20 protein-coding genes and 2 pseudogenes are annotated in these 20,999 nt (G+C 65.6%); 12 read left to right on the forward strand and 10 right to left on the reverse strand.

Annotated elements, in window-relative coordinates; translation table 11 throughout:
- Nucleotides 1-216: pseudogene (locus tag QZY48_RS06880) on the reverse strand (methyltransferase); the annotation flags it as partial.
- A gap of 570 nt (nucleotides 217-786) precedes the next feature.
- On the opposite strand from QZY48_RS06880, the gene QZY48_RS06885 reads away from it, so the two are divergent.
- The 7 genes from QZY48_RS06885 (at nucleotide 787) to QZY48_RS06915 (ending at nucleotide 6,613) form a co-directional block, all read left to right on the forward strand.
- A complete protein-coding gene (locus QZY48_RS06885) occupies nucleotides 787-912 on the forward strand; it encodes a light-harvesting protein (protein ID WP_100923310.1) in 126 nt (41 codons plus the stop codon).
- Between the two features lie 457 nt (nucleotides 913-1,369).
- Nucleotides 1,370-1,510: a light-harvesting antenna LH1, beta subunit gene (gene pufB / locus QZY48_RS06890; protein ID WP_020507020.1), complete on the forward strand. Its 141-nt coding sequence runs from the start codon at nucleotides 1,370-1,372 to the stop codon at nucleotides 1,508-1,510.
- A 42-nt stretch (nucleotides 1,511-1,552) separates the two neighbouring features.
- Entirely contained in the window at nucleotides 1,553-1,795 is a 243-nt protein-coding gene (pufA, locus tag QZY48_RS06895; RefSeq protein ID WP_100922987.1) for a light-harvesting antenna LH1, alpha subunit, read from the forward strand.
- A 125-nt stretch (nucleotides 1,796-1,920) separates the two neighbouring features.
- Nucleotides 1,921-2,061: a light-harvesting antenna LH1, beta subunit gene (gene pufB, locus QZY48_RS06900; RefSeq protein WP_020507020.1), complete on the forward strand. Its 141-nt coding sequence runs from the start codon at nucleotides 1,921-1,923 to the stop codon at nucleotides 2,059-2,061.
- Between the two features lie 49 nt (nucleotides 2,062-2,110).
- Nucleotides 2,111-2,356, forward strand: coding sequence for a light-harvesting antenna LH1, alpha subunit (gene pufA, locus QZY48_RS06905; RefSeq protein WP_295429400.1), 246 nt, complete (start codon nucleotides 2,111-2,113; stop codon nucleotides 2,354-2,356).
- Between the two features lie 727 nt (nucleotides 2,357-3,083).
- Nucleotides 3,084-5,177 (forward strand): DUF2868 domain-containing protein, encoded by a 2,094-nt coding sequence (locus QZY48_RS06910; protein ID WP_295429402.1) that lies wholly within the window; start codon nucleotides 3,084-3,086, stop codon nucleotides 5,175-5,177.
- Nucleotides 5,177-6,613: a GTPase/DUF3482 domain-containing protein gene (locus tag QZY48_RS06915; RefSeq protein ID WP_295429403.1), complete on the forward strand. Its 1,437-nt coding sequence runs from the start codon at nucleotides 5,177-5,179 to the stop codon at nucleotides 6,611-6,613. The genes QZY48_RS06910 and QZY48_RS06915 overlap by 1 nt, the downstream gene beginning before the upstream one ends.
- A 314-nt stretch (nucleotides 6,614-6,927) precedes the next feature.
- Here QZY48_RS06915 and QZY48_RS06920 read toward each other — a convergent pair whose 3' ends face one another.
- From QZY48_RS06920 to QZY48_RS06930, 4 genes and pseudogenes are all read right to left on the reverse strand, one after another.
- Nucleotides 6,928-7,467, reverse strand: coding sequence for a cytochrome b/b6 domain-containing protein (locus QZY48_RS06920; protein ID WP_295429405.1), 540 nt, complete (start codon nucleotides 7,465-7,467; stop codon nucleotides 6,928-6,930).
- Between the two features lie 647 nt (nucleotides 7,468-8,114).
- Nucleotides 8,115-8,225: pseudogene (locus QZY48_RS34640) on the reverse strand (diguanylate cyclase response regulator); the annotation flags it as partial.
- On the reverse strand, nucleotides 8,203-8,655 hold the full coding sequence (locus tag QZY48_RS06925) for a hypothetical protein (RefSeq protein ID WP_295429406.1): 453 nt from the start codon (nucleotides 8,653-8,655) through the stop codon (nucleotides 8,203-8,205). The pseudogene QZY48_RS34640 and the gene QZY48_RS06925, both read right to left, overlap by 23 nt.
- A gap of 62 nt (nucleotides 8,656-8,717) precedes the next feature.
- Nucleotides 8,718-8,894 carry a hypothetical protein gene (locus QZY48_RS06930; protein ID WP_295429407.1) on the reverse strand — a complete coding sequence of 59 codons (177 nt, stop codon included), beginning with the start codon at nucleotides 8,892-8,894 and terminating at the stop codon, nucleotides 8,718-8,720.
- A gap of 46 nt (nucleotides 8,895-8,940) precedes the next feature.
- On the opposite strand from QZY48_RS06930, the gene QZY48_RS06935 reads away from it, so the two are divergent.
- The 3 genes from QZY48_RS06935 to QZY48_RS06945 all read left to right on the forward strand — a co-directional run bounded on the left by QZY48_RS06935 (nucleotide 8,941) and on the right by QZY48_RS06945 (nucleotide 12,612).
- Complete coding sequence (locus QZY48_RS06935) at nucleotides 8,941-9,213, forward strand: hypothetical protein (protein WP_295429409.1); 273 nt, start codon at nucleotides 8,941-8,943, stop codon at nucleotides 9,211-9,213.
- A 109-nt stretch (nucleotides 9,214-9,322) separates the two neighbouring features.
- Nucleotides 9,323-12,145, forward strand: a complete 2,823-nt coding sequence (locus QZY48_RS06940) for a LysM peptidoglycan-binding domain-containing protein (RefSeq protein WP_295429410.1) — start codon at nucleotides 9,323-9,325, stop codon at nucleotides 12,143-12,145.
- The gene (locus tag QZY48_RS06945) at nucleotides 12,145-12,612 is read left to right on the forward strand and encodes an ion channel (protein ID WP_295429411.1); all 468 of its coding nucleotides are present in this window, start codon (nucleotides 12,145-12,147) and stop codon (nucleotides 12,610-12,612) included. Before QZY48_RS06940 ends, QZY48_RS06945 begins: the two co-directional genes overlap by 1 nt.
- Here QZY48_RS06945 and QZY48_RS06950 read toward each other — a convergent pair.
- From QZY48_RS06950 to QZY48_RS06970, 5 genes are all read right to left on the reverse strand, one after another.
- Entirely contained in the window at nucleotides 12,499-12,990 is a 492-nt protein-coding gene (locus QZY48_RS06950; RefSeq protein ID WP_295429412.1) for an AI-2E family transporter, read from the reverse strand. The genes QZY48_RS06945 and QZY48_RS06950 overlap by 114 nt on opposite strands.
- Nucleotides 12,987-13,223: a hypothetical protein gene (locus tag QZY48_RS06955; protein WP_295429414.1), complete on the reverse strand. Its 237-nt coding sequence runs from the start codon at nucleotides 13,221-13,223 to the stop codon at nucleotides 12,987-12,989. Before QZY48_RS06955 ends, QZY48_RS06950 begins: the two co-directional genes overlap by 4 nt.
- 94 nt (nucleotides 13,224-13,317) lie before the next feature.
- Nucleotides 13,318-13,878: a hypothetical protein gene (locus tag QZY48_RS06960; RefSeq protein ID WP_295429417.1), complete on the reverse strand. Its 561-nt coding sequence runs from the start codon at nucleotides 13,876-13,878 to the stop codon at nucleotides 13,318-13,320.
- A gap of 712 nt (nucleotides 13,879-14,590) precedes the next feature.
- Nucleotides 14,591-15,607 carry a ParB/RepB/Spo0J family partition protein gene (locus QZY48_RS06965; RefSeq protein ID WP_295429420.1) on the reverse strand — a complete coding sequence of 339 codons (1,017 nt, stop codon included), beginning with the start codon at nucleotides 15,605-15,607 and terminating at the stop codon, nucleotides 14,591-14,593.
- Between the two features lie 23 nt (nucleotides 15,608-15,630).
- Nucleotides 15,631-16,788 (reverse strand): AAA family ATPase, encoded by a 1,158-nt coding sequence (locus QZY48_RS06970; RefSeq protein WP_295429422.1) that lies wholly within the window; start codon nucleotides 16,786-16,788, stop codon nucleotides 15,631-15,633.
- 135 nt (nucleotides 16,789-16,923) lie between these two features.
- On the opposite strand from QZY48_RS06970, the gene QZY48_RS06975 reads away from it, so the two are divergent.
- Both QZY48_RS06975 and QZY48_RS06980 read left to right on the forward strand, forming a co-directional pair.
- On the forward strand, nucleotides 16,924-18,024 hold the full coding sequence (locus QZY48_RS06975; RefSeq protein WP_295429426.1) for a hypothetical protein: 1,101 nt from the start codon (nucleotides 16,924-16,926) through the stop codon (nucleotides 18,022-18,024).
- A 1,466-nt stretch (nucleotides 18,025-19,490) separates the two neighbouring features.
- Nucleotides 19,491-20,885, forward strand: a complete 1,395-nt coding sequence (locus QZY48_RS06980; RefSeq protein WP_295429429.1) for a CBS domain-containing protein — start codon at nucleotides 19,491-19,493, stop codon at nucleotides 20,883-20,885.
- The last annotated feature ends 114 nt before the right edge of the window (nucleotides 20,886-20,999 follow it).

The raw sequence follows: 20,999 nt of genomic DNA on the forward strand, positions 1-20,999 counted from the left end.
GATACAGGCAAAGAGGATCTGCGAGTAGACGAACCCCGCGCACAGGTCGAACAGGTGTCGCGCCCGGCGCCGGGCGAGCGGCCGGGTCAGCGGGAACCCGGCCACCCAGCGCTGGAAGCGCGAGGACGCCAGGAGCCGATTGCGCAGGTCGAGCCAGCGGCGATGCCAGCCCGCGACCCACCCGCCGGGGACCACGGCCGGTTCGATATACTGCATCGGGTCCATACTAATCCCTCTGGTGTGCCGTTTCAGCGTCGGCATGTCGTTGGTGACTGACGCTCGAGTGAATCGGCAAAAATAGACGCTTTCCCCTGCCCAGTCAAATAAATTTGATTCGGAGCCAGTTGCGCCGCGCCCACATGTCGTGGTCAACCGCGACCATGCAGACAACGGTTGCCGGCGGTTTGCTTAACAGTGCAAATGCCTCGCTGTCAATGCTCCTTGACACGAAGCTATGTCAAGCTACACTAGCTACGGCTACGCGGTGACCGATCAGCGTCGCCCTGGGCGACTCTCCGAATCGCTGCTGTGCGGCACCAACACCCGGGGCGCGCCTTGAAATGTGGCTTCGTCTAAACCCTGATAGAGGTAGTAAATTAAATGGCTGTGTGGAAAACGCCCAAATCGCCGGGCCTCGCTGGCGGACCAGCGAAGCCCGCTGAGCAGAAAACCGCGAACCAGGCGGCCCCGGTCGGCGGGCCATCAAAGCCCGCTGAGCAGAAGACCCCGAACCAGGCGGGCCTCGTTGGTGGAGCAGCGAAGTCCACTGGGCAGAAGACCGCGAACCTGTCGGGCCTCACCGACGCGCAGGCGAGAGAATTTCACGAGCACTGGAAGCATGGCGTCTGGAGCTGGGTGATGATCGCCGCGGCCGTTCATCTGGTGACCTGGGCGTATCAACCCTGGTTCTAGGTGAGTCGCTTCCCCGCAACCCGGTTGCTCTGCGACGCACGCGTGTCCGCGGCGCGATCGGAATGATTGTTCGCGCGTCGGCGACTCGTCGGCCGTCGCTCCGGCCCCAGGCTCCGCCGGACTACGGACCGTGCCGGGCTCCTGACCCTTGACAGGCCCCAAGGGATTCCTCAGCCCTGCCCGGCTCGAGGTCGGCCGTCACCCGTCCGCTTGGTTGTATCCGCGGCGATATTGTCTTGCAGTCCGCCTTATGTAAACTGGCCCTGACACAAATAAATGTCAGTTAGTCTTGACACGGTCGGCCGACGGGTTAAACTAGTGCCGAGATCGTTGGGGCTCTGGAAGTTAGAAACGCGACAAGCGGAAGTGAAGCGCCACGATCCAGTGATCTATGCAGCGTGTCCCCGCCACCGGCAAAGGGACACTGGTTTTAACAACACGATGTGAGGTTACGAGAATGAATTCTGGCAACATCTCGGGTCTGACCAACGAGCAGGCGAAGGAGTTTCATGAGCACTGGAAGCATGGTGTGTGGAGCTGGGTGATGATTGCATCCGCGGTCCACCTGGTAACCTGGGCTTATCAGCCCTGGTTCTGATTCGGCCTCGCCCAGGCTTAAACGTAAACTAAGGTAATTTAAATGAAAGTCCCTTATCTGCTGGCCGATGAAAGCGTCAAGATCGAGCACCCGGAAGACGACTGGAAGGTCTGGACCGTGATCAATCCGGCCAACTGGATGGTGCCGTGGTTCATCGTGCTGATGGTCCAGATGTGGCTGGTCCACAGCTATGCCCTGTCCCTACCCGGCTATGGCTTCAAGGATCACGCCGCGAAGCTTCATGCACCCGTCGCGGTGGTCGCACCGGCGCCTGTCGCTCAGTAAAGCTCGCCCCCGGGGTCCAGTCCCGGTTCGCGACCGCGGGTCCAAGCGCCGCGGTCTAGTAAGTGATTCTTCACCCTCACGGGCGGGATCGCACATCATCCAAACGTTCTTAAGAGGTTACGAAAATGAATTCTGGCAACATCTCGGGTCTGACCAACGAGCAGGCGAAGGAGTTTCATGAGCATTGGAAGCATGGCGTGTGGAGTTGGGTGATGATCGCATCCGCGGTCCACTTGGTGACCTGGGCCTATCAGCCCTGGTTCTGATCCGCTCCTCTCTGCTCTGATCCAAATCTTACACTAACGAGGTATTTAAATGAAAGTTCCGTATCTGCTGGCCGATGAAACCATCGTCAAGATCGAGCATCCGGAAGACGACTGGAAGATCTGGACCGTGATCAATCCGGCCAATTGGATGGTGCCGTGGTTTATCGTGCTGATGGTCCAGATGTGGATGGTCCACAGCTATGCCCTCTCCCTGCCCGGCTATGGCTTCAAGGATTCCGTCGCGAAGCTTCATGCTCCCGTCGCCGTGGTTGCCCCGGCGCCTGTCGCCAAGTAACAGGCGGCCTTTAGCGGTCAGTCGCCACGGCTCGGGTTTCTGAGTCGTGGTGATCGTGTTCCCCGTACCCTGCCTGCTAAGTACTTCAATACTAATAGTTTATCTGACCGAACAATTGCAACTATCTGGTTGATAGGGTGTCGTATTGTTTTGGTTCTTATAGCGATCGACAAGAGGAAGGCGGTTGATTCGCTCAGCATCCGCCTGAAGTTCACCCCCCCGGATCGGGCTCGGCACCTGCTGCCGTACACCGCTTCTCGTCCGGTAATCGCTCCCGCGTCCCCATCGACAACGAGGTCGAACGCGCCCTCAGTCATTGGGTGATCGCCCGGCGAATCAGTTACGGCACCCACACCGCCGCGGGCTCCCGCATCTTTACCCTGCAAGCACCATCAGAAACTGCCCCCACGCGGTACTTGGCCGTGGCCTTACCTCGCGCCCACGCCGCCTTTGCCCGAAGTCTAGCACCACCGGCACCTCGTCAGGGTCTCCGTTCATTCGGCCAATCGGAATAGTGAAATCTTCATTGACGCCCGAGTTGATCATGTAAAATAGACGTTTCCCCGCCACCCAGTCAATGCATTTCCATGAGAGCCTGAGCCTGGATCGTTTCTCCTCGGGGTGGGTCCGGGCCTTGCTGCCGTTTCGCATGCCGCGAGTCATCTGGTAACCGCTGCGACGCGGCCGTTGGCCGCACCCGAACCTTAAAGAGTGCGACATCACCGCCATGAAAATCGGTCACACCGACCCTCCTGAAGACGACGACGCCCGGGAGACCGATCGCTGGACGGTCGCTGACCTCATCGACCTGGAATATTTCCTGGGCGCCGACGAGCAACTGCTGCACGAAGGGACCGCGGCCCGCAACGCACTGACGGAACGCGACCGCACCCTTTATCTAGACCGGATCGCCCCGGCGGTCGCCACCACCCTGCCCCATACGACCCTGCATCGGCGCCTGAGCCTGCGGCACTGGCTGCGCGAGCGCCGCGCCGCGGAACGCCCGGAACGGCGTCTGGTGCTGCCCGGGCGCACCTTCGCCCAGGCGCAGCGACTCACCGCGCTCGGGCTGGCGGTGCTCGGGTTCCTGATCGGCGTCGGCGCGGCCTCCGCCCTGCTGAGCTACGACGGTCATCGCCCGATCAATGTTGCCCTCTATCTCTTTGTGTTGGTTTTCGTCCAATTTCTGTTGGTGGGGGGGGCCTCGGTCGCCTGGCTGGTGCGCCGCGCCCGGCCGGTGGGCCAAGCGGTCCGGGATCTGAGCCTGCTCGGACGCCTGATCCGGCCCCTGGTGACCCGGGTGAGCCACTGGCTGCTGCGCCAGCATCTCCCCGCCACTCGCCAGGAGGTCAACGACCGCACCGCGACCCAGGTCGGACGCCTGCGCTCCCAATTCGCACTCTACGGACCCGTCTCCTTCCTGCCGATGCTGATCCCGGCGCAGGTCTTCGGCGTCGCCTTCAACCTGGGCGTGATCCTGACGACGATCGGGTTGGAGTGGTTCACGGACCTGGCCTTCGGCTGGCAGACCGCGCTGGACTTAAGCCCACAGTTCATCCATGACTTGGCCCGCTTCGTTGCCACGCCTTGGGGCTGGCTGTTCGGTGAGGGGATCGGCTATCCGTCGCTGGAGCAGGTCGCGGGCTCCCGCATCCTGCTCAAAGACCCGCTGTCCCTGCTCGACGCCGGCCATCTGCGCTCCTGGCGCTGGTTCCTGGTCCTGGCGGTCTGCACCTACGGCCTCCTGCCGCGACTCCTGCTGCTTGGCGCCTCGCTTCTGACCCAGCGGCACCTGCTGGAGCGGCTGCCCTTCACCCAGGGCCGCACCCAGGCCCTCTATGCCCGCCTGCTGACCCCCACGGTCGAGACGGCCACCCACGGCAGCGGGCATGGAACCGCGATGCCGATCCCGGCACCCGTCACGCACCAGGGTCCACTGGCACGGCCGATCGCCGCCCCCCCAACCCGCCCCCCGACGCCCCCGATGCCCCCACGCCCGACCGACCAGGTGGCGGTGCCGGGGCCCAAGGTTGCGGCACCGCAGAGCACCCCCGCGCCGGTTACGGACCGCCCAAGGCCGCTGCCGGCACCTCCACCCACCCCCGAACCGGCCGCAATCCGGGAACCCGAGCGCAAGCCGCAGACCCAACCCGACCGGGAGCCGGCGCCCCAGCCCATCGCGGGACTGGCGCCGCAGTCGGCGGCGGCGCTGGAGCCGCAACCGAGCCCGGAGGAGCCGGCACACCGACCCGAACGAGCGGCACCACCGACACCGGAGCCCGAACCGGAACCTGCGGTTGAGCCCGCACCCACGCCCACGGCAGCGCCGCTGGAACCCCGTGGGACCGAGGTGTCGGGCGGCATCGCCGCCGACGCCTGCCTGGTGCTGGTGCAACTCGATGTGGACGAAGTGATTGAAAGCGCGCAGCGCCATCGCGTGGCGGAGCTGGTCGGAACCCTCACCGGCTGGCGGGTCGCCGCGTCCGCGTCCTTTGGTTCGGGCAGCGCCATGACCGCCGGGGTGGTGAACTGGGTCGAGGGCCAACGCTGGCAGGCCCCGCCGGCACGGGTCGCGGTCATCATGGACGGCTCCCAGCCGCCGATCACCGAGAACCTGCGCTTCCTGCGCGAGTTGCGCGCCGCCGCCGGCACCCAGGCGCAGGTGCTGCTGGCCCTGGTCGGCGACCCCCAGGACGACGACCCCCTGCCGCCGGTGCGCGCCTTCGACTTCACCGATTGGCAGCGCAAGATCGCCCAGTTGGGTGACCCCTATCTGCGGCTGGACATGCTGGCCCCCGGGGGCGATGACGGAGATGCCTGATGGCGCTTGAGATCCCACGCCTGGCGATTATGGGACACCCCAACGCGGGTAAGTCCTCCGTGGTCGCGACCCTCACCGAAAACGACCGCATCGCCATCGACCAACGGGCCGGTACCACCACCGAATCCGATGTCTATCCGGTCATCATCGACGGCCAAACGGTCATCGAGTTCATCGACACGCCGGGCTTCCAGAACCCCAGCGCGATCCTGGAGTGGTTCCAGGCCCATAGCGCCCAGTCGGACCTCGCCGGGGCCTTTGTCCTGGCCCATCGCGCCGATCCGCTGTTTGCCCACGACTGCGCCCTGCTGGAACCGGTCGGGGCCGGGGCCGGTATCATCCTGGTCGTGGACGGCTCCAAGCGCATCAAGGAGAAAGACCGCATCGAGATCGAACTCCTGCGCCTGACCGCCCGCCCGCGCATGGCGATCCTGAACAACCTGACCAAGCAACCCCGTTACATGGAACAGTGGCAGGACGCCTTGAGCAAGGCCTTCAACTCGGTACGTGAGTTCAATGCCCATCGCGCCACCTACGCCGAGCGCCTCAAGCTCTTGAGCGCACTCAAAAGCATCGACCAGCGCTGGGAGCCCCGCCTGGAGCAGACCATCGACGCCTTCGCGCGGGACTGGGAGCGGCGCATCGACCAGGCCGCCACCACCATCTTGGACCTCTTGCGTGAGAGCCTCTCCTTTCGCTACAGCGAGAGCTTCAAGAACAACAAGCTGGTCTTCAAGAGCGGCCAGGAGCGGGCCAAAGACGCCGTGATGGCCGCCTTTGGGGATGGCCTGCGGGCCCTGGAGGTCAGGGCCCAGGAACAGATCCGCGCCAACTTCCGGCACAACGTCTGGAACCTGGCCCCGGGTTCGATCCTGGACCAGGACCTGCTGTCCGAGGAGGTCAGCAGGTCACTGGGGATCTCCCGCGGCCAACTCGCCCTGGCCGGGATCGCCGCGGGGGCTGCCTCCGGGGCTACCATCGATCTGGCCACCGCCGGGAGTTCCCTGGGTGCGGCGGCCTTTCTCGGGGCTGCCGCCGGGGGCCTGCTGGGATTCATGGGGGGTAATGCCCTGGCCAAGCTCGATATCGAACAGGCGGCCGGCACCCAGCGCTTCACCGTGGGTCCGGTGACCAACCCCAAGTTCCCGTTCATACTGCTCGATCGGATCATCCTCTACAGCGCCCGGGCCATGAACTGGGCGCACGGCCGCCAGGCGGCCGATGAGGCAGCGCCCGACCGGGTACCGGACAAGGAGATCCCGTCCAAGGGCTTCACCGAGTCCCTGAGCACGCAACAACAGCGTGACTTGGCACGCTTCTTCGGCGCGGCGCGGCGCGGCAAGTCATTTGATCGTGAAGACGACTGCCGGGAGCTGATCAAGGCGATACTACGCGACGTCGCGCAGGACCGGATCGACAGCCGGGCCGATCTGTGAGCGACGCGGCCCACCAGGCAGCGCCGCCCCCTTTCTGGACCTGTTCTTAACTCAGATACGCCGAAAAAAAACGTTGCCGTTGAGTGCTGATCTGGCATCGGGGCGTCAGTCTTCAGGACCAGCAATATCGCACGTTCCGTGCCTGTTTGGTCAATCCGAGGGGGGAGTTTAAGCCCAGCACCGGGACATCGGGGAGGGTAGATCATCCCGGCTGCCCTCCGCAGCAGTCGCCAGGAACGCGGGGAGACGCCGACTCAGGCAGCGCCCCCCCAGGTCGGACCTCGGGTCTCGACCCGAGGGTCCAACCTGACCCCTTACAGCAGACTCATCCGCGAGTTGATATTGTCGTGCGCGACCTTCCCGTGCACAAAGGCCCCCAGGAGATGCACACCAACCAGGCCCATGAGCACCCAACCCACCAGGAGGTGGTACTGGAAGAGCGTCTTGGCCCAGACGTCGTTCTTGCCGATGATGCCGGGCAGGGTCCAGTTGAAGAACTGAACCTCATGGCCGGCGGCGGCGGTACCGAGCCAACCGAGGATCGGCATGGCGATCAGCGCCAGGATCATGAGCCAATGGACCAACTTGCTCGGCCACCGCAGCAGGAAGGTCAGCGGCGGATCGTAGGGCGGGATGCCGCTACTGCGACGCATGAAGAGGACCAGCACCCCCACGATCAGCACCACGACGCCGAAACTCTTGTGGTACTTCAGAAGGTCGGGCCCGAACAGCTTTTGAGTACCTTCGACACCGAAGAAAAAGAACAACATGCCGACAGCGAGAAGACCGAGGACCGACAAGGCCCCGACCCAATGCAAAATGCGCCGGAGAAAGCCGTAACGATTCGTCTGCATAAAATACCTCTACAATAGGGTGAACCGCGGACCTGACATCGGCCCTCGCTAAGGCTAGCACGACTCGCCATCCGGTTGCAGCCCCGTTTGACGACTGGGGTCTGAATCTGTTTCACTCTCGGGATCTGGCGCCCAAGGCCGCGCGTGCCGACCGCGAGCCGCGACGCGCTTCCCCGCGGCGAGTCCTACTAATACAGTTGGTCGTATTGGCAGTCCAAGCGCCCTATTAGTAGTGCCACAATCCTATTGCTCGGTAGTGCAGGCCGGTGCCCGGCCGGTCCGGCGTTAGCGCGAATGCGTTGCCCCACCCGGGGCACCGTGCCCTAGTGCGCGACAACCACCCGATTGCGCCCCTGCACCTTGGCCTGATTCAGGGCCGCGTCCGCCCGGGCCAGGAGCGCCGCGGCCGTGGCGGCCCGGTCCTCGCCCCCCGCCAAGGCGACGCCGAGAGGGGCGGGAGTTCCTCGCCGCCGCCACGCAGAGGCAACACCGCAAGCGCCTGGCGGAGCCTTTCGAGCCGGCCGCGGGCGTACTCCAGGGTGGCATTCGGCAGCAGCAGGGTGAACTCCCCGCCCCCGGAATGGCAGGCGATGTGAGCGGAGCAACAGACCGCCAATCGCGCGCAGTGCCAGGTCCCCGGCCGCGAGTCCGTGAGTGTCGTTGAACGCCTCGAACCCGTCGAGATCCAGCACGGCGACTGCCAGGGGCTCATCACAGCGCCCACGGCGTTCAATCTCACGCGGCAGGGTCGCGTCCAGATAGCGGCGGTTTGAAGAGTCCGGTCAGCGGATCACGCAGGGCCTGGTCGCGCAGGGCCTCTTCGAGACGCTGGACATCGGCCAGACTGGCACGCAGGACGTCCTCGACCGTCTTGTGCAGCTCGATGTCCACCAGGGCCGTCAGGTGTCTGGCGGATTCCACCTCCTCCGCGGTCCAGGGCAGGCTGCGCTGGCGCATGGTCTCGATCCAGGCCGCGAACGACTTGCGCGGACCGAGCCGACCGTCGGGGGCCAGGGTCGTCGCCTTCTCCGGATTGCCGGCCCAGGCCACCCGGCGCACCTGCTCGCCACGAAACCACATCAGTTTGACGAGCGGGGGCCCCGACAGGGGGAAGAGGGCCAACCCGGCCGCGGTCGGCGCCAGGTCCGCCGCCGTCGGCACATGCTGGGTGGCCAGGTCCTGCACCATCCAGCCCAGCAGTTCCCGCAGCCCCCGCCCCAGCCGCCGGGGCTGACCGTGGTGGCAGGCGATCAGGCCCCAGAGGGCACCAAGAGCCGACGCGCCTGGGCCGGGATGTCCGAGGCCGGATAGTGCAGGCCGAGATAGGACTCCTGGGGCAGGCCGCGAGACTCGGCGATAACCTCCCCATGCCAGTCGGCGTCGAAGCGGTAGACCATCACCCGGTCGAAGCCGGGGAACTGCTGCAACAGCAGACTGGGCCTTCGCCTCCAGCCCCGACTCCGCGCGCACCCAATGCAGCTCGGCCATGGCGGGCGCCGGGTCCGCCGCCCCCTCGGGATCATCGCCCGCCAGCGGCTCCAACTCCAACACCGTGAGGTCGCCCGACTGATGGACATAGCCGGCCAGGGTCAGCCCCGTGCCCGGGACCTGCCAGGCGAACCCGCCCGCGACGGCGGGCATAACCCGATGGCGGGCCAGGCCCTCCTGGACGGACCGATGCAACTCGGCTCCGAGGGTTTTGCCGAACTCGCGACCCACCGGATCCTGGCCTGCCTTTCACGGTAAAGGACCCAGGACGGTGCACCGCACCCGGCACAGCGCTAAGCTAGGCGCTGTTGCCAATATCATCACACCGAATTGCACGCTTGAACCACCTGACTTGGAGTCGCCGAACATGCAGCCCCGCGCCCTCCCCTTATTCCTGTTTTCCGCCCTTTGTCTCGGCCCCGCCTGGGCGACAGATAGCGGACCCGGGGCCCACGCCCGGGGTCCATTCGATTACGCCTCCGGAGTCTATACGGTGGTCGGCGGCGATACCCTGGGGTCGATCGCGGCGCGCTTCGGCACCCCGATTGCCCAGATCCAACAGCGCAACGGCCTGACCTCGACGCAGATCGGTGTGGGCCACCAGCTGCTGGTGGGAAACCCCGCGCCAAGCGCCCCGGCGGCGGGCACCGCGCCGACCGGCGTCACCACCGTCGTTACCGGCCCGCCCCCTGCGCTCGCCCCCAGCGCCGCTCCTGCGCCTGCCCCCGCCCCCGCTCCAAGCCTGACCACCACGGCTACCCTGGCCGCGACCGCCCCGCCCCAGGTCCTCGCACCCCCGCCCCGCCCCGCCGATCCCTGGCCCCGGAAGATCCAGGTCGATGATCGAACCCTGTTGGTCTATCAACCCCAGATAGTCAGTTGGAGCGGCAATCAATTGGTGCTGCGCGCCGCGGTGGCGGTGCTGCCGCTGGGCCAAGGCGACGAGGCCTTCGGCGTGATCGAGGCGCAGGCCCAGACCCAGGTGGACCGGGTGCAGCGGCTGCTGGTCTTGCAGGGACTCAAGGTCACCAAGGCCGACTTCCCTACCGTGCCCGCGCTGGCCGGCTCACTGGCGCCCGCGGTGGCCCGGCAATTCGGCGCCCAGGTCCGGGTGATCCCATTGAACCGTTTCGAGGCCGCGCTCGCCGCGACCCCGATCCAGCCGGCCGCGGGGGTGGCGGTCAAGAATCCCGTGCCGCGGATCATCCCGAGCTTCGAGCCGGCCATCCTGATCCCGATCCAGGGCCAACCGGTGCTGAAGGGCATCCCGGACACGAAGTTCCAGCGGGTCATCAACACCCGGGCGGTCATCCTGACCGAGGGCGCCGACGGCCCCTACTATCTGCACCTGCTCGACGGCTGGGTCAGCGCCCAGTCCCTGGCCGGACCCTGGACCCATGCGCCCATCACCCCGGCCGGCATGGACGACATCGCCAGCCGGCTCGCCGCCGCCGGTCAGGCCGACCTGCTGAACGGCCGCCCCAGCATCCCGACCATGCAGTTGCTGGCAGCGGGCATCCCGGATGTCTATGTCACCGAAACCCCGGCCGAACTGATCGTCTTCAAGGGCCAGCCCAAGCTGGTGCCGATCGCCGGCACCGGGCTTAAGTGGGCGGCCAACGCCAGCGCGCAGGTCATCGTCGACACCAGTGACAACAGCTATTACGCCCTGCTGGCCGGGCGCTGGTATCGCGCCGCCGACTTGCAAGGGCCTTGGTCCTTTGTGGCGAGCACCGCCCTACCCACGGACTTCAAACAAATCCCCGTCAACTCGCCGGCCGGCGTGGTACTCGCCACGGTGGCCGGAACGCCCCAGGCGCGCGAGGCCCTGATCGCCAACGCCATCCCCCAGACCGCCGCCGTGCGGCGCCGGGGTGGGCCGACCTTCAAACCCGTGTTTGACGGCCCTGCCACCGTGAGTCTGCTCGCGGGCACGGACCTGGAGTACGTGGTGAACTCCGAGACCCCCATCGTGCGGGTCGGCGGCGCGACCTACTACGCCCTGCAGGCCGGCGTCTGGTTTGAATCCGCCACCCTAGATGGCCCTTGGGCGGTCGCCGATTCGGTCCCGAGCGCGGTCTACGGCATCCCGCCCTCCTCCCCCCTGCACTACATCACCTATGCGCGGGTGTATGGGTCGACCCCGGAGGTCGTCTACGACGGCTACACCCCGGGTTACCTGGGAACGGTCGCGACCACCGACGACGTGGTCGTCTACGGCACCGGCTACGATTACCAGCCCTGGGTCGGTGACGACTGGTATGCGGCGCCCGAGACCTTCGGTCTGGCCGCCGAACCGTTCTATGACCCGCGGCTCGGCTATGGCTATGGCTTCGGTCAGGGGCTTGCGACCGAGGCGGCGGCCGACGCCTACTGGGGCGGGGCCGACTATCGGCCCGGGGTCGCGGGCCGCGGCTGCTGTCTCGGCACCGGCACCAAGGTTTACGGCCATTGGGGCGACACGGTGGCCGCCGGCACCCGCACCTGGTACGACGGCGCGGGCGCTGCCGTGGGCACCGGCGCCCGCGGGGACTATGTCGACCTGGGCACCGGGACCACCGGCGGTTATGCGGCCGGACGCAGCGTCGACCTGGCGACCGGCGCCGTCCAGGGCGGCTACGGGCGGACCTTCGACACGGCCGACGGCGCCACCGGAGCGGTCGCCGCGGGGGCGCGCTACAACCCTGTGACCGGCATCCAATCCGATGCCGCACGGGAGACCGCCACCGGCCCGGGCGGCGATTCCATTTCCCGGGATACGGCAACGATCCAGGGACCCTCAGGCGCGACCGCCACCGTCCACCAGACCGCTTTCGACAACGCCCACACCGGAGCGGTCGACAGTGTGGACAGCGTTCGAGTTGGCGACAGCCTCTACGCGGGGTCGGACGGCACCGTCTACCGCCACACCGATGACGGCTGGCAACAGCGCGGCACCGATGGCTGGCAGGAGCCGACCATTGACACGGGCTGGGCGGACCGGGAACAACAGGCGCGCACCCGCGGTGAGGACAGTGTGGGCGACGACGGCTTCGGCGCCGGCGGATTGGGCGTGCCGCGGGTCGGCACCGAGGGGCTCGGGGACGGCGTCGGCGGCGACCGGCTGGACGGCGGCGACCTGTTCAGCGGCAACGTCGGCGCCCGCTTCGGCGGCGGGGGCTTCGGCGGCCGCTTCGGTGGGCGACGCTGATGGTGGGTCGGCCCGTCGCGGGCACGCCGCCCGAGCACCTGGTGCGCCGCGACTTCAGCCTTGCCTTCCTGCTCGCCGTGGCCCAGTTCGGCCTCCACATCCTGGTGATCTTCGAGGCCGCCAGGTGGATACTGGGCGCGGACCCCTGGCTTAGCCAGCACCTCGGCCAAGCGCTGGCGGCCAAGGTCATCATTTTCGTTTGCTTCGCCGTCCTGTTCGGCCTGCACTTCATGGAGGCGGTGGCCTGGGGCCTCTTTCTTTGGCACCAACGCCTGTCGGCGAATCTGACGGAGGCCATCTATTTTTCGGCCGCATCGATCACCGGACTAGGTTACGGGGATGTCGTGCTGGCCTCACCCTGGCGTCTCCTGGGACCCCTGATGGCCATCAACGGCCTGCTCATGTTCGGGTGCTCGACCGCCTTTCTGATCGTCGTGATACAAAAAGTTTGGGACCATGTGCTGTGACGGCCCGCGTGGCCGCCGACCGACTTTAGGGCACGGGGACCAGATGCCCGCCAGGTGCTCGCTGAGAATCAGGACGACCATGACCAGCACCGGGTGCAGATGGAGGATCTTGCCGACGATCCTGGGCGACAACACCGTGGCCTCGATGGCGTGAATGACGGCGATGCCCAACAAGGCATAGAGGGCCAGGGCGAGCGCACCCAATTCGCGGTCGATCACGGCGGGCGGGACGGCCGCCACGCCGGGCGGTTGCGCGGCTTGGCGCCAGGCGAGATCGGCCGAGCGTTGCGCGGCCACCAGACCCGGCGCCTTGACCCGCAGGAACCAGCCCTCGAAGCGGCCACTCGCGGCCCCGCCGCGCAGGAGTTGATCCCTCAAGCGCTGCTTCTCGTCGCAAGCGTCAGCCGGCGCTCCAAGCCCGCCCGCTCGGTCCCCAAGCACAGCCGGCGCGCGAGGGCGACCACGATGGACCGGATCAGGTACGACAGCAGAAAGGTGAGGAAGGCGATGAAGAAGACATCGCGCAGCCCAAAGACGGCGAGCGCCAACAGTCCCCAGATGAGGAGGCGGTTCCAGGGCACACGGACAACCCCGGCCGGCACGGCATTCATGTAACCCTACTCCCGGGCAACGGGGCGAGCGGCCGGCCGGGCAGCGTCGCGGCTCCAGCCGCCCTTCCCCGTCGCGTCCGATCGCCCGACGGATCTAACCAAACTTGCGCTTATAGACGATCCACAGCGCCAGGACGGCCAGCGGGATGGTCACGAGATAGATCGAGAATTGATCCAGAAAACCGAGACCGACGGCCGTCGCCGCCAGGATGCAGCCTAAGAGCAGGAAGGTCCAATTGAAGTGCACCCCGGCCAGGTAGGTACTTAAGGCAAGCATCAGCAGCGAGTAATCCGCGGCCGCGCCCCGGTCGGTGACACCCCCAAACTCAAAGAAGAGGACGATCTGGATCGCCGCCAGCGCACCCAGCCAGTGCAGGACCTGGGAGCGGATCATGTCCCACACCGGGCCGCCCTGCCCTTTCGCCTCCAACCAGCTCCGGCCGATACTGGCGGCCGCATAGACCAACACCAGGACCGACCAGTAATAGCGTCCACCGGTGTCCTCTGCTTGAGACACGGCAGAGCCGCCGATCGCAAGCACCAAGAGGATCACAAAGATCCAAAAATCGGCGCGGGAAACCCCCGCCCCGAATCGTGCCATGGCGGCGGCGCCCAGGTGGCCGCCCGCGCCCGCCCGCTTAGAGTTCTCCGACATGGGTATTCTCCGACATAGGTGTTCTCTCGTTTGGGTTACTCGATGGTCATCCGCCGTGGGCAAACGCTGCTCACTTGCGCGAGGTTGGGGCACTGCCCCGCGACCGACTCCCGCGACCGGGGCAGGACCGGCGCGGCGGCGTTCCCGCCGCTTGCCCGGCCGGCACTTTTGCCGGTCGATTGTATGCCCTCCCGGACCGGCGTTGGTAAAAGAAATCGGCCACCAGAGATCACCCCTGCGGCTTGTTATTGCCACGTGACAACTGCGCGGTAAGGCCGCTCGTTGCGCTGAGTCTGAGTACCGGGCAGGACGCGCGCTTGAGTCAAGGACAACGCGGCAAGGGGATCGCCCGGCGATAGTTGTCACGTGACAATATGCAGGTTCATCTTGACAATAAGCGATAGCGTTTGGTGCATCCGCACCTTAAGAGATCCGTCTTCGGGCTGCCGACGCTCGGCCTGGTACCATCAGGCGCAAATGTCTTGATTCAGTTGCCTGGACTGAAGACGCTTGAAACCGAACAATCGCGGGGGTCGGCGGGGGCGACGCTATACCCGGGCGTTCGGGGGCTTCGCGCATGGCGGAATGGGCCGCTGCTGCCGCGCCCTGGCCAGACCCGGCGCAACCTTGCCAACGCGAGATAAACTCTCTGTTTTACATTGTGTTATATGCGAATTGTCAGTTGACAATTCGCCCGCTCAAGCCTCTTGCGCTACTTTGACGGCGCGTAGTAACGCTCCATCATGGCCGTCACCGCGGCCACTGCTTCCTCTTTTCCCGCCCCACTATTGCCATCGACCTGGATAATCAATCCGCCCCGTCCGTGACGGCGTGCGACCGCGAACACCTTGCCCGTCTCCTTGGTTGTCGCCGTCTCAAGGGGCGCATTGGGCCTTGCTGCCTTCGGTTCTGCCGCGGCGCTCGTCAGGACGCGAAAGAGGTCTGCCGCCGTCGGCTTCTCCGGCAACGCGGCGAGTTCTGTCGCCCTCTCGATCACCAGGCCACGGGTCTTGCCATTGAGCAGCGGCTTGATCACGCGCGCCTGATTGACGGTCATCTCCCGCACGTCGCGCACCGCATCCACGATGATCGGGTCCAGCCTCGCCAGGTCGAGGTATCGACTCAGCCACCCTTCGGAGCGCTCAAGGTTCATCGCCATCTGCTTTTGACTTCCGTCAAAATAGAGGTTCAAGGCCTGAAGATAATCCACCGCCCGCTCGTAGTCGCTCAGATCCTCCCGGTGTCTGTTCTCGATGTCGGACAGCCGAAACGCCTCCAGATCGGTGAGATCACGTTCCTCGATCAGAAAATCGTACTTGAGGAATCGCGCCGTCCAATGTCGGCGGGCACCTGAAATGACCTCGTATTCATAGGGACCGCCATCAGTCACCCGCCGTACCACGGCCGGAAATTCCTGGCCGCCTTGCTGCCTGAAGCCCTCGATCAGATCCGCACAGGACTCCGGCGAGAGCAGGTCATAGCGGCGGTTGTGCCGAACCCAGATGCGACAGCGATCAGGATTAACGCGCCGCACGACCCGCGTGATCTTCTTCCCGGATGACACCTCCCAGATCGCACCTTCCCGCCCCGCGAGAATCCCTGTCGGTGGTGCCGCTGGCGGTGTCTGTCCCGTCGGCGCCGACCCGCCGGGATCAACCGGCTCCTCCACCCTTTGCGTACCCCTCGCAAGGGCCTTGAACATCTCCCCGGTCGAACCTTTCGCTGCCATCGTCATCTCCTCCCACCAACTGATTACATCAACCCCTGTGCCCGTAGCGCCTTGTGGTGGCTCGGCCAGGTGGACCGCACCAGCGTCAGGATTTCGGCGTTCACCAGATCAAACAGCATCATCGCACGCAGAAGTGTCTTGCGGTTCGCCGCGGTCTTCTCCAGTTCGTAGACCGTTCTCATCATGACGCCCGCGTTATCCACAGCCGCTGAGTCATGCATTCGCGCCTTCATCAGGTAGGTGCCGAAACTCGCCTGCAGATGATCGGCCAACTGGACGTGCACGGGCTTTACCTCATTGACCCGCGTCATCAGGACCTTCACGAACTTCGATCGCACCGTGCCGACGCGGCGCTCGATCACGTCCAGCGTCTCGTTGAGCATCTGGATGAACGAAACGGTACTGTAGAAGTCCAGCAGGCCAAGGGACATCGGGATGATCAACGCGTTGCTCGCGTACAATGCGTTCAGGCTGATCATGCCTAACGAGGGGGGAGGGTCGATCACTACCACATCGAAATTCACCGCAATCGTGTCGATGCCGTCCTTGAGCCGATCCAACTTCGCGGTGCCCGCCGCCAGGGTGTACTCCGAGCGATACAGGTGCAGATTGGAAGGCACCAGAAAGACACCGTCAAAGTAGGTTGGTCTCACCGCGTATGCCAGATCGGCCCGGTCCCCCTCCAGGAACGGCAAGAGCGTCTCATCCGGGCTCAGGTCGGCCTCCGGCACATAGCCGAAGATTGCCGTGGCAGAGGCTTGCGGATCGCAATCCACCAACAATACCCGTAGACCCTGCCGCGCCAGGTATTGCGTCAGATGCACCGCCGTCGTGGTCTTCCCGGAACCACCCTTGAAGGACTGGCACCCGATGACGACCGGCTCCTCGTCCGCCCCTCGCCTCAGGCGCGTACCCAAAACCTCGCGCGCAGCATTGATCTGGGCGAGGGTATAGCCGATCCGCTTTCCGTTGCGACCGATTTCCGGTGTCGAGAGTTTGCCCTCCGCCTCGGCATCACGGATCGTCTGGTCGCTCCTGCCGATCAGTTCCGCCGCCTCCCGCATCGCATAGAGGCGCGTGTCACGCTTGACATGATCCGGCGCCAGGTTGTAATCCTTGAGGCGGTCCCGCACCCCCTGGATCCGCCCCAACAGGTCTTCAATGGAACGCTTGGCGCGCATTGTTTTCGTCTCCTCTGATGATCGATTTGGCCCAATTACAACACTATCTTCGCATTTGGCCAATCCTGACTTGACGAAACCATGGTTCAATGTCTATCTTGGTGACTGAAAATCGATGTTTTTTCGTGCCTCCCCATGCAAGACGACCAACCAGACGCCGCACCCAGGGACCTCAAGCGAACCCTTGAACGCCTGGAACGCCAGGCCCGGGAGCGCGCGGTCAAGCAGCAACGCGACGCGCCCGCCGCCGCGCCGACCAGCCCCGCACCCCGCACCAAGGCGTTGCGTCGCACCAATGCCGGCGTACCTGGACCCAAGGTAATCGCCGAGGCCAATGCCCGACTCGAACGCTTTCTGCGTGAGCGCGGGATCGAGCAGTTTGAACTCTTCCCCTCAGCCGAGTACCCGACACCCTTGACGCGTCTGCCGCTCTTCCCCCCGGTTCAACGCAGTACCGCCCGTGAACTGGCCGCCGCGGCAGATTGGATCGCCCTGGAGTCTCGCTGGGACGGCGGCGGCGTTTACAAGGCCGGCCCGGCACTGACGGTTTACGACGAAGACACCCTGTTTGGGTTGATGAACATGCGCCAGCAGGGCATGACCGGACCTGCCGACCGACTACCCATACCGGCCCCGCCGAGCGTCGCGCTCAGTGGCCTGGCGCCGGGCAATCCAGTGCGCGTGCACGCCCTCTACTGCCTGGTATCCCAACTGGAATCCGTGATTCAGGGCTACACACCGCCGCGCGGCTGGGGCGGGCGGGCAATCACCAAGCGCCGCGAGAGCATGGAAAACCTCGCCGCGATCACCCTGAAATTCCAGAAGCCCAAGGGCGGCGACGCCTTCCATGGGAAACCGATTCAACTGATCTTCATCGAGTACGTCGCCACCGCCGAAGACGCCTGTTACTATGTTCAGTTCCACCCCTTGGTCTCCCAGTGGCTGGAGGAATACCGCACCTTCCTGGACTTCGACATCCGACGCCAACTTTCGCCCCTTGGCAAGGCCATGCACCGCTCCCTCGCAAGCCAACGCAGCAACCGCACCTTCTCGATCCCACTGACGGAGTTTTTCGCCAGCATCGGCGCCTTCGGCGAACTGCGCGACCGCAAGCGCGAGGCCATCCCGCAGCTGCAGAAGCTCATCACCCTTCAGTTCCTCGAGTGCTTCGCCATTACCGGCACCGGTCGGCGCACACCCTGGCTGCTCGCGGTGACCTTTATTCGCCGCAAGTAACTGCCCGGCCATCCATGGCACCTGAATCCCGCGGTTGGTCACGCCAAGACGCCCGGAAATACCATCGGGTAAGCAACGTCACCAGATCCCCCGCCAGGTGAATGGCCGACGCAGATAAGGTACTGGAGCACCTCGGCGAGCTTGGCGCCTTGGCCTGAGAACGGCCCTTTCGAGGTTCAGGCCCCGTCCTGTTTCCCACGCAACGACGCAACCAACCAAGCCGCCGCCCGATTGCGCCCGGCAGAGTGGACCGCACCGCCGCCCACCGCTACCGCAGCACCGTCCTGTTTCCCACGCTCCGCGGTCCACGGCCGAGCCCTCGCGCGCCGCTACGGCCCGGTACCACCCCAGCGACGCCTACCCAGGGCCTCTCAATGCCCTCAACAACCGCGGCGCTTACCTACGACGACCGTCGTCCTCTTTCCCACGAAGCGCCCTTTGACCTGCACGACCCGCTGACCGGTCGCCGTCGCAATCGCTCCCCATCCGTCACCCCGTAACCCTCCCAAGCCGCCGCCACACATTCACCGAATCACTGTTTTCCATCGCTTACCCAATGCCTTAGCCCACTACTCCCGGCTTGGCTACAGCCCCCTGACCGCCCCGTCCTCTTTCCCCCGGAACGCGCGAATTACCCCCCCCAAAGCCTTACACGGGTCATCTGCGGGCCGCCGCGCCAGGCCGGCGAGCCGGCTCCCGCCCAACTGGATCTGCACCGCCGCGCCCCGAACCGCTGCCCCACCGCCCTGTTTCCCACCAAAACCGACCGCCGCCACCGCCCTGGCCCGCATGCCGTCCCCCTGTGCTTGCCAGTCCCGCCAGAGCCCAAGTCGTCCTCAGTCTCCGTCCCTTTTCCCACGAAGCCAACCCAGTGCACACCGCGATATCGGACACTTAGAACCCCTTCTTGCCCAAACTTTTCAGAACCGGCAGAGCCCCCTGCACCAGCCCCCCAGCCCGCCGTACCAGCCGGCCCCTCTCCCGACCCGACCCGCGGCCACCCCGACCACGCGCAGCCCCCCCTTCAGCCCCGTCCTCTTTCCCACGGAAACTCACCATCAGCAACCCCCGGCGGCACCCGAAAAACCAACATAAACATTCTATTTTCAATCGCCTAAGCCGCTCTGAAGCCGCCCCGCCAGCCCCCGATCCGGCCCCGAGCCCAACGCCACACCGCCCGCCGCGCGCCCCGCCGACTCATCGCGCCGCCACCTTATCCACAGCCTTACCGTCCCTTTTCCCACGCTCCACCGTCCATCTTCCCCGTCTCGACCGGCCTCTTTCCCACGCTTGAGCGGCCACCTTCCCACGGACCGCCGTCCCTTTTCCCCCGGAACCGTTCACAAACACCTTCTAACACATTGCGCCACCGAGCTTTTTCAGCGCTGCCCCGCTTCTAGTAATATAGAGTAGTATTTAGTACAAACCTAGTACCGCGGCAGTGGCCGCAACAACTTCTCTTTTTTTTGTTTCCTGCTGAACTCAGACAGGCCCTGCCGGACACCTTCGCTCATGCAACATCCCCCACTCGTTTCCTGCTGCACCGCCCCGCGCGTCCGCTGTGGCATCAAGCCGCAACGCCGCATAGACTGACCCCCTTCACCGCGCAGCCAAGCCCCTGGCGGGCTGGAGAAACCGGCTTTGAGCCGCACAGGGTACTTCCACCACTCAGCCTTCAGGACATCATCACCCAGGACGTCGCGACCATCGCCGCCGACGCGCCCCTGTCTGCCGCCCTGGACCAGATGACTACACGCCGGATCCGCTCCGTCCTCGTGACCGACGATGGCGCCTTGGCCGGCATCGTCACGGGTCATGACCTGATCAGGGCCGCCGCCCGTGGAATCGCATTCGCGACCCCGGTGGCGGCCCTGATGAGCCATCCCGTGCTGAACCTTCCGGCGCACACCCGCCTCGCGAGTGCCTACGGGCGGATGCGTCGCACCGGCCTGCGGCATCTGGTCGTAACCGGGCGTGACGGCACCCCGGCCGGGATCGTGAGCGAAACCGACTTCTTTCTGCACCTGTCCGCGGCCCAATTGATCGGCGCCCTGACGGTTGCCGATGTCATGGACCCGAACCCCACCAGGCTGGGTCCTGATGCGACCCTGGCTCAAGTCCTGGCGGCCGTTGCGACCGCGCCAAGCGATTGCGCCGTCCTTACGCACGGGTCGCAGCCACTCGTCATCGTCACCGAAGGCAGTCTGCTGGCCCGCTTGCACGAGGGTGCAGATCTGGTCACCACCAGGCTGATCGATCAACCGGATAAGGTGCCCGCCCTCGCCACCATCGCCACCGGTGCCTCCCTTCCCGAGGCCCGTGCCCTGTTCCAGTCCCGCCAGGTCCGCACCCTGGCGGTGGTGCACCGCGACGGCGCCTTGGCGGGGGTCCTGGGTCTGCGCGCACTCATCGGCGTGGCCTTGCCCGATCGCGGGGGTGGCCGGGCCGGCGTGCCCACGACCACGGCACCCTCCCGCGTACGCCTGCGCCAGTTTCAGCGCGCCGTGCAGCAGAGCCCCGTCTCCGTGATCATCACCGATACCGACGGCACCATCGAGTATGTCAACCCCCGCTTCTGCGAAGTCACCGGCTATCGCGAGGACGAGGTATTGGGTCGCAACCCGCGGGTCCTGAAGTCCGGCGCGCAAGACCCAACCTTCTATCAGGCCCTGTGGCGGGCCATCTCGGCCGGGCGGGTGTGGAAGGGGGAATTGTGCAACCGCCGCCGCGACACCTCCCTGTATTGGGAGGCCGCCACCATCTCCCCGGTGCGTGACGATCGCGGCGACATCGTCAAATTCGTCGCGGTCAAGGAAGACATCACCGCACCAGCCCTGAAGCATAACCCTGCCGCCGCCTGACAGCGGGCGATGCCGGCGCCGGTGGGCGCTGGCGTTGACTGTTGCGGGGTGGGTTGGCCCTGACCAGGGGTGGCAACGGGATGCCCGGGCAGGTGCCGGGAGGGTGGTCGGAGC

Origin of the sequence: uncultured Thiodictyon sp., from assembly GCF_903828115.1 — a bacterium.
Taxonomy (GTDB): domain Bacteria; phylum Pseudomonadota; class Gammaproteobacteria; order Chromatiales; family Chromatiaceae; genus Thiodictyon.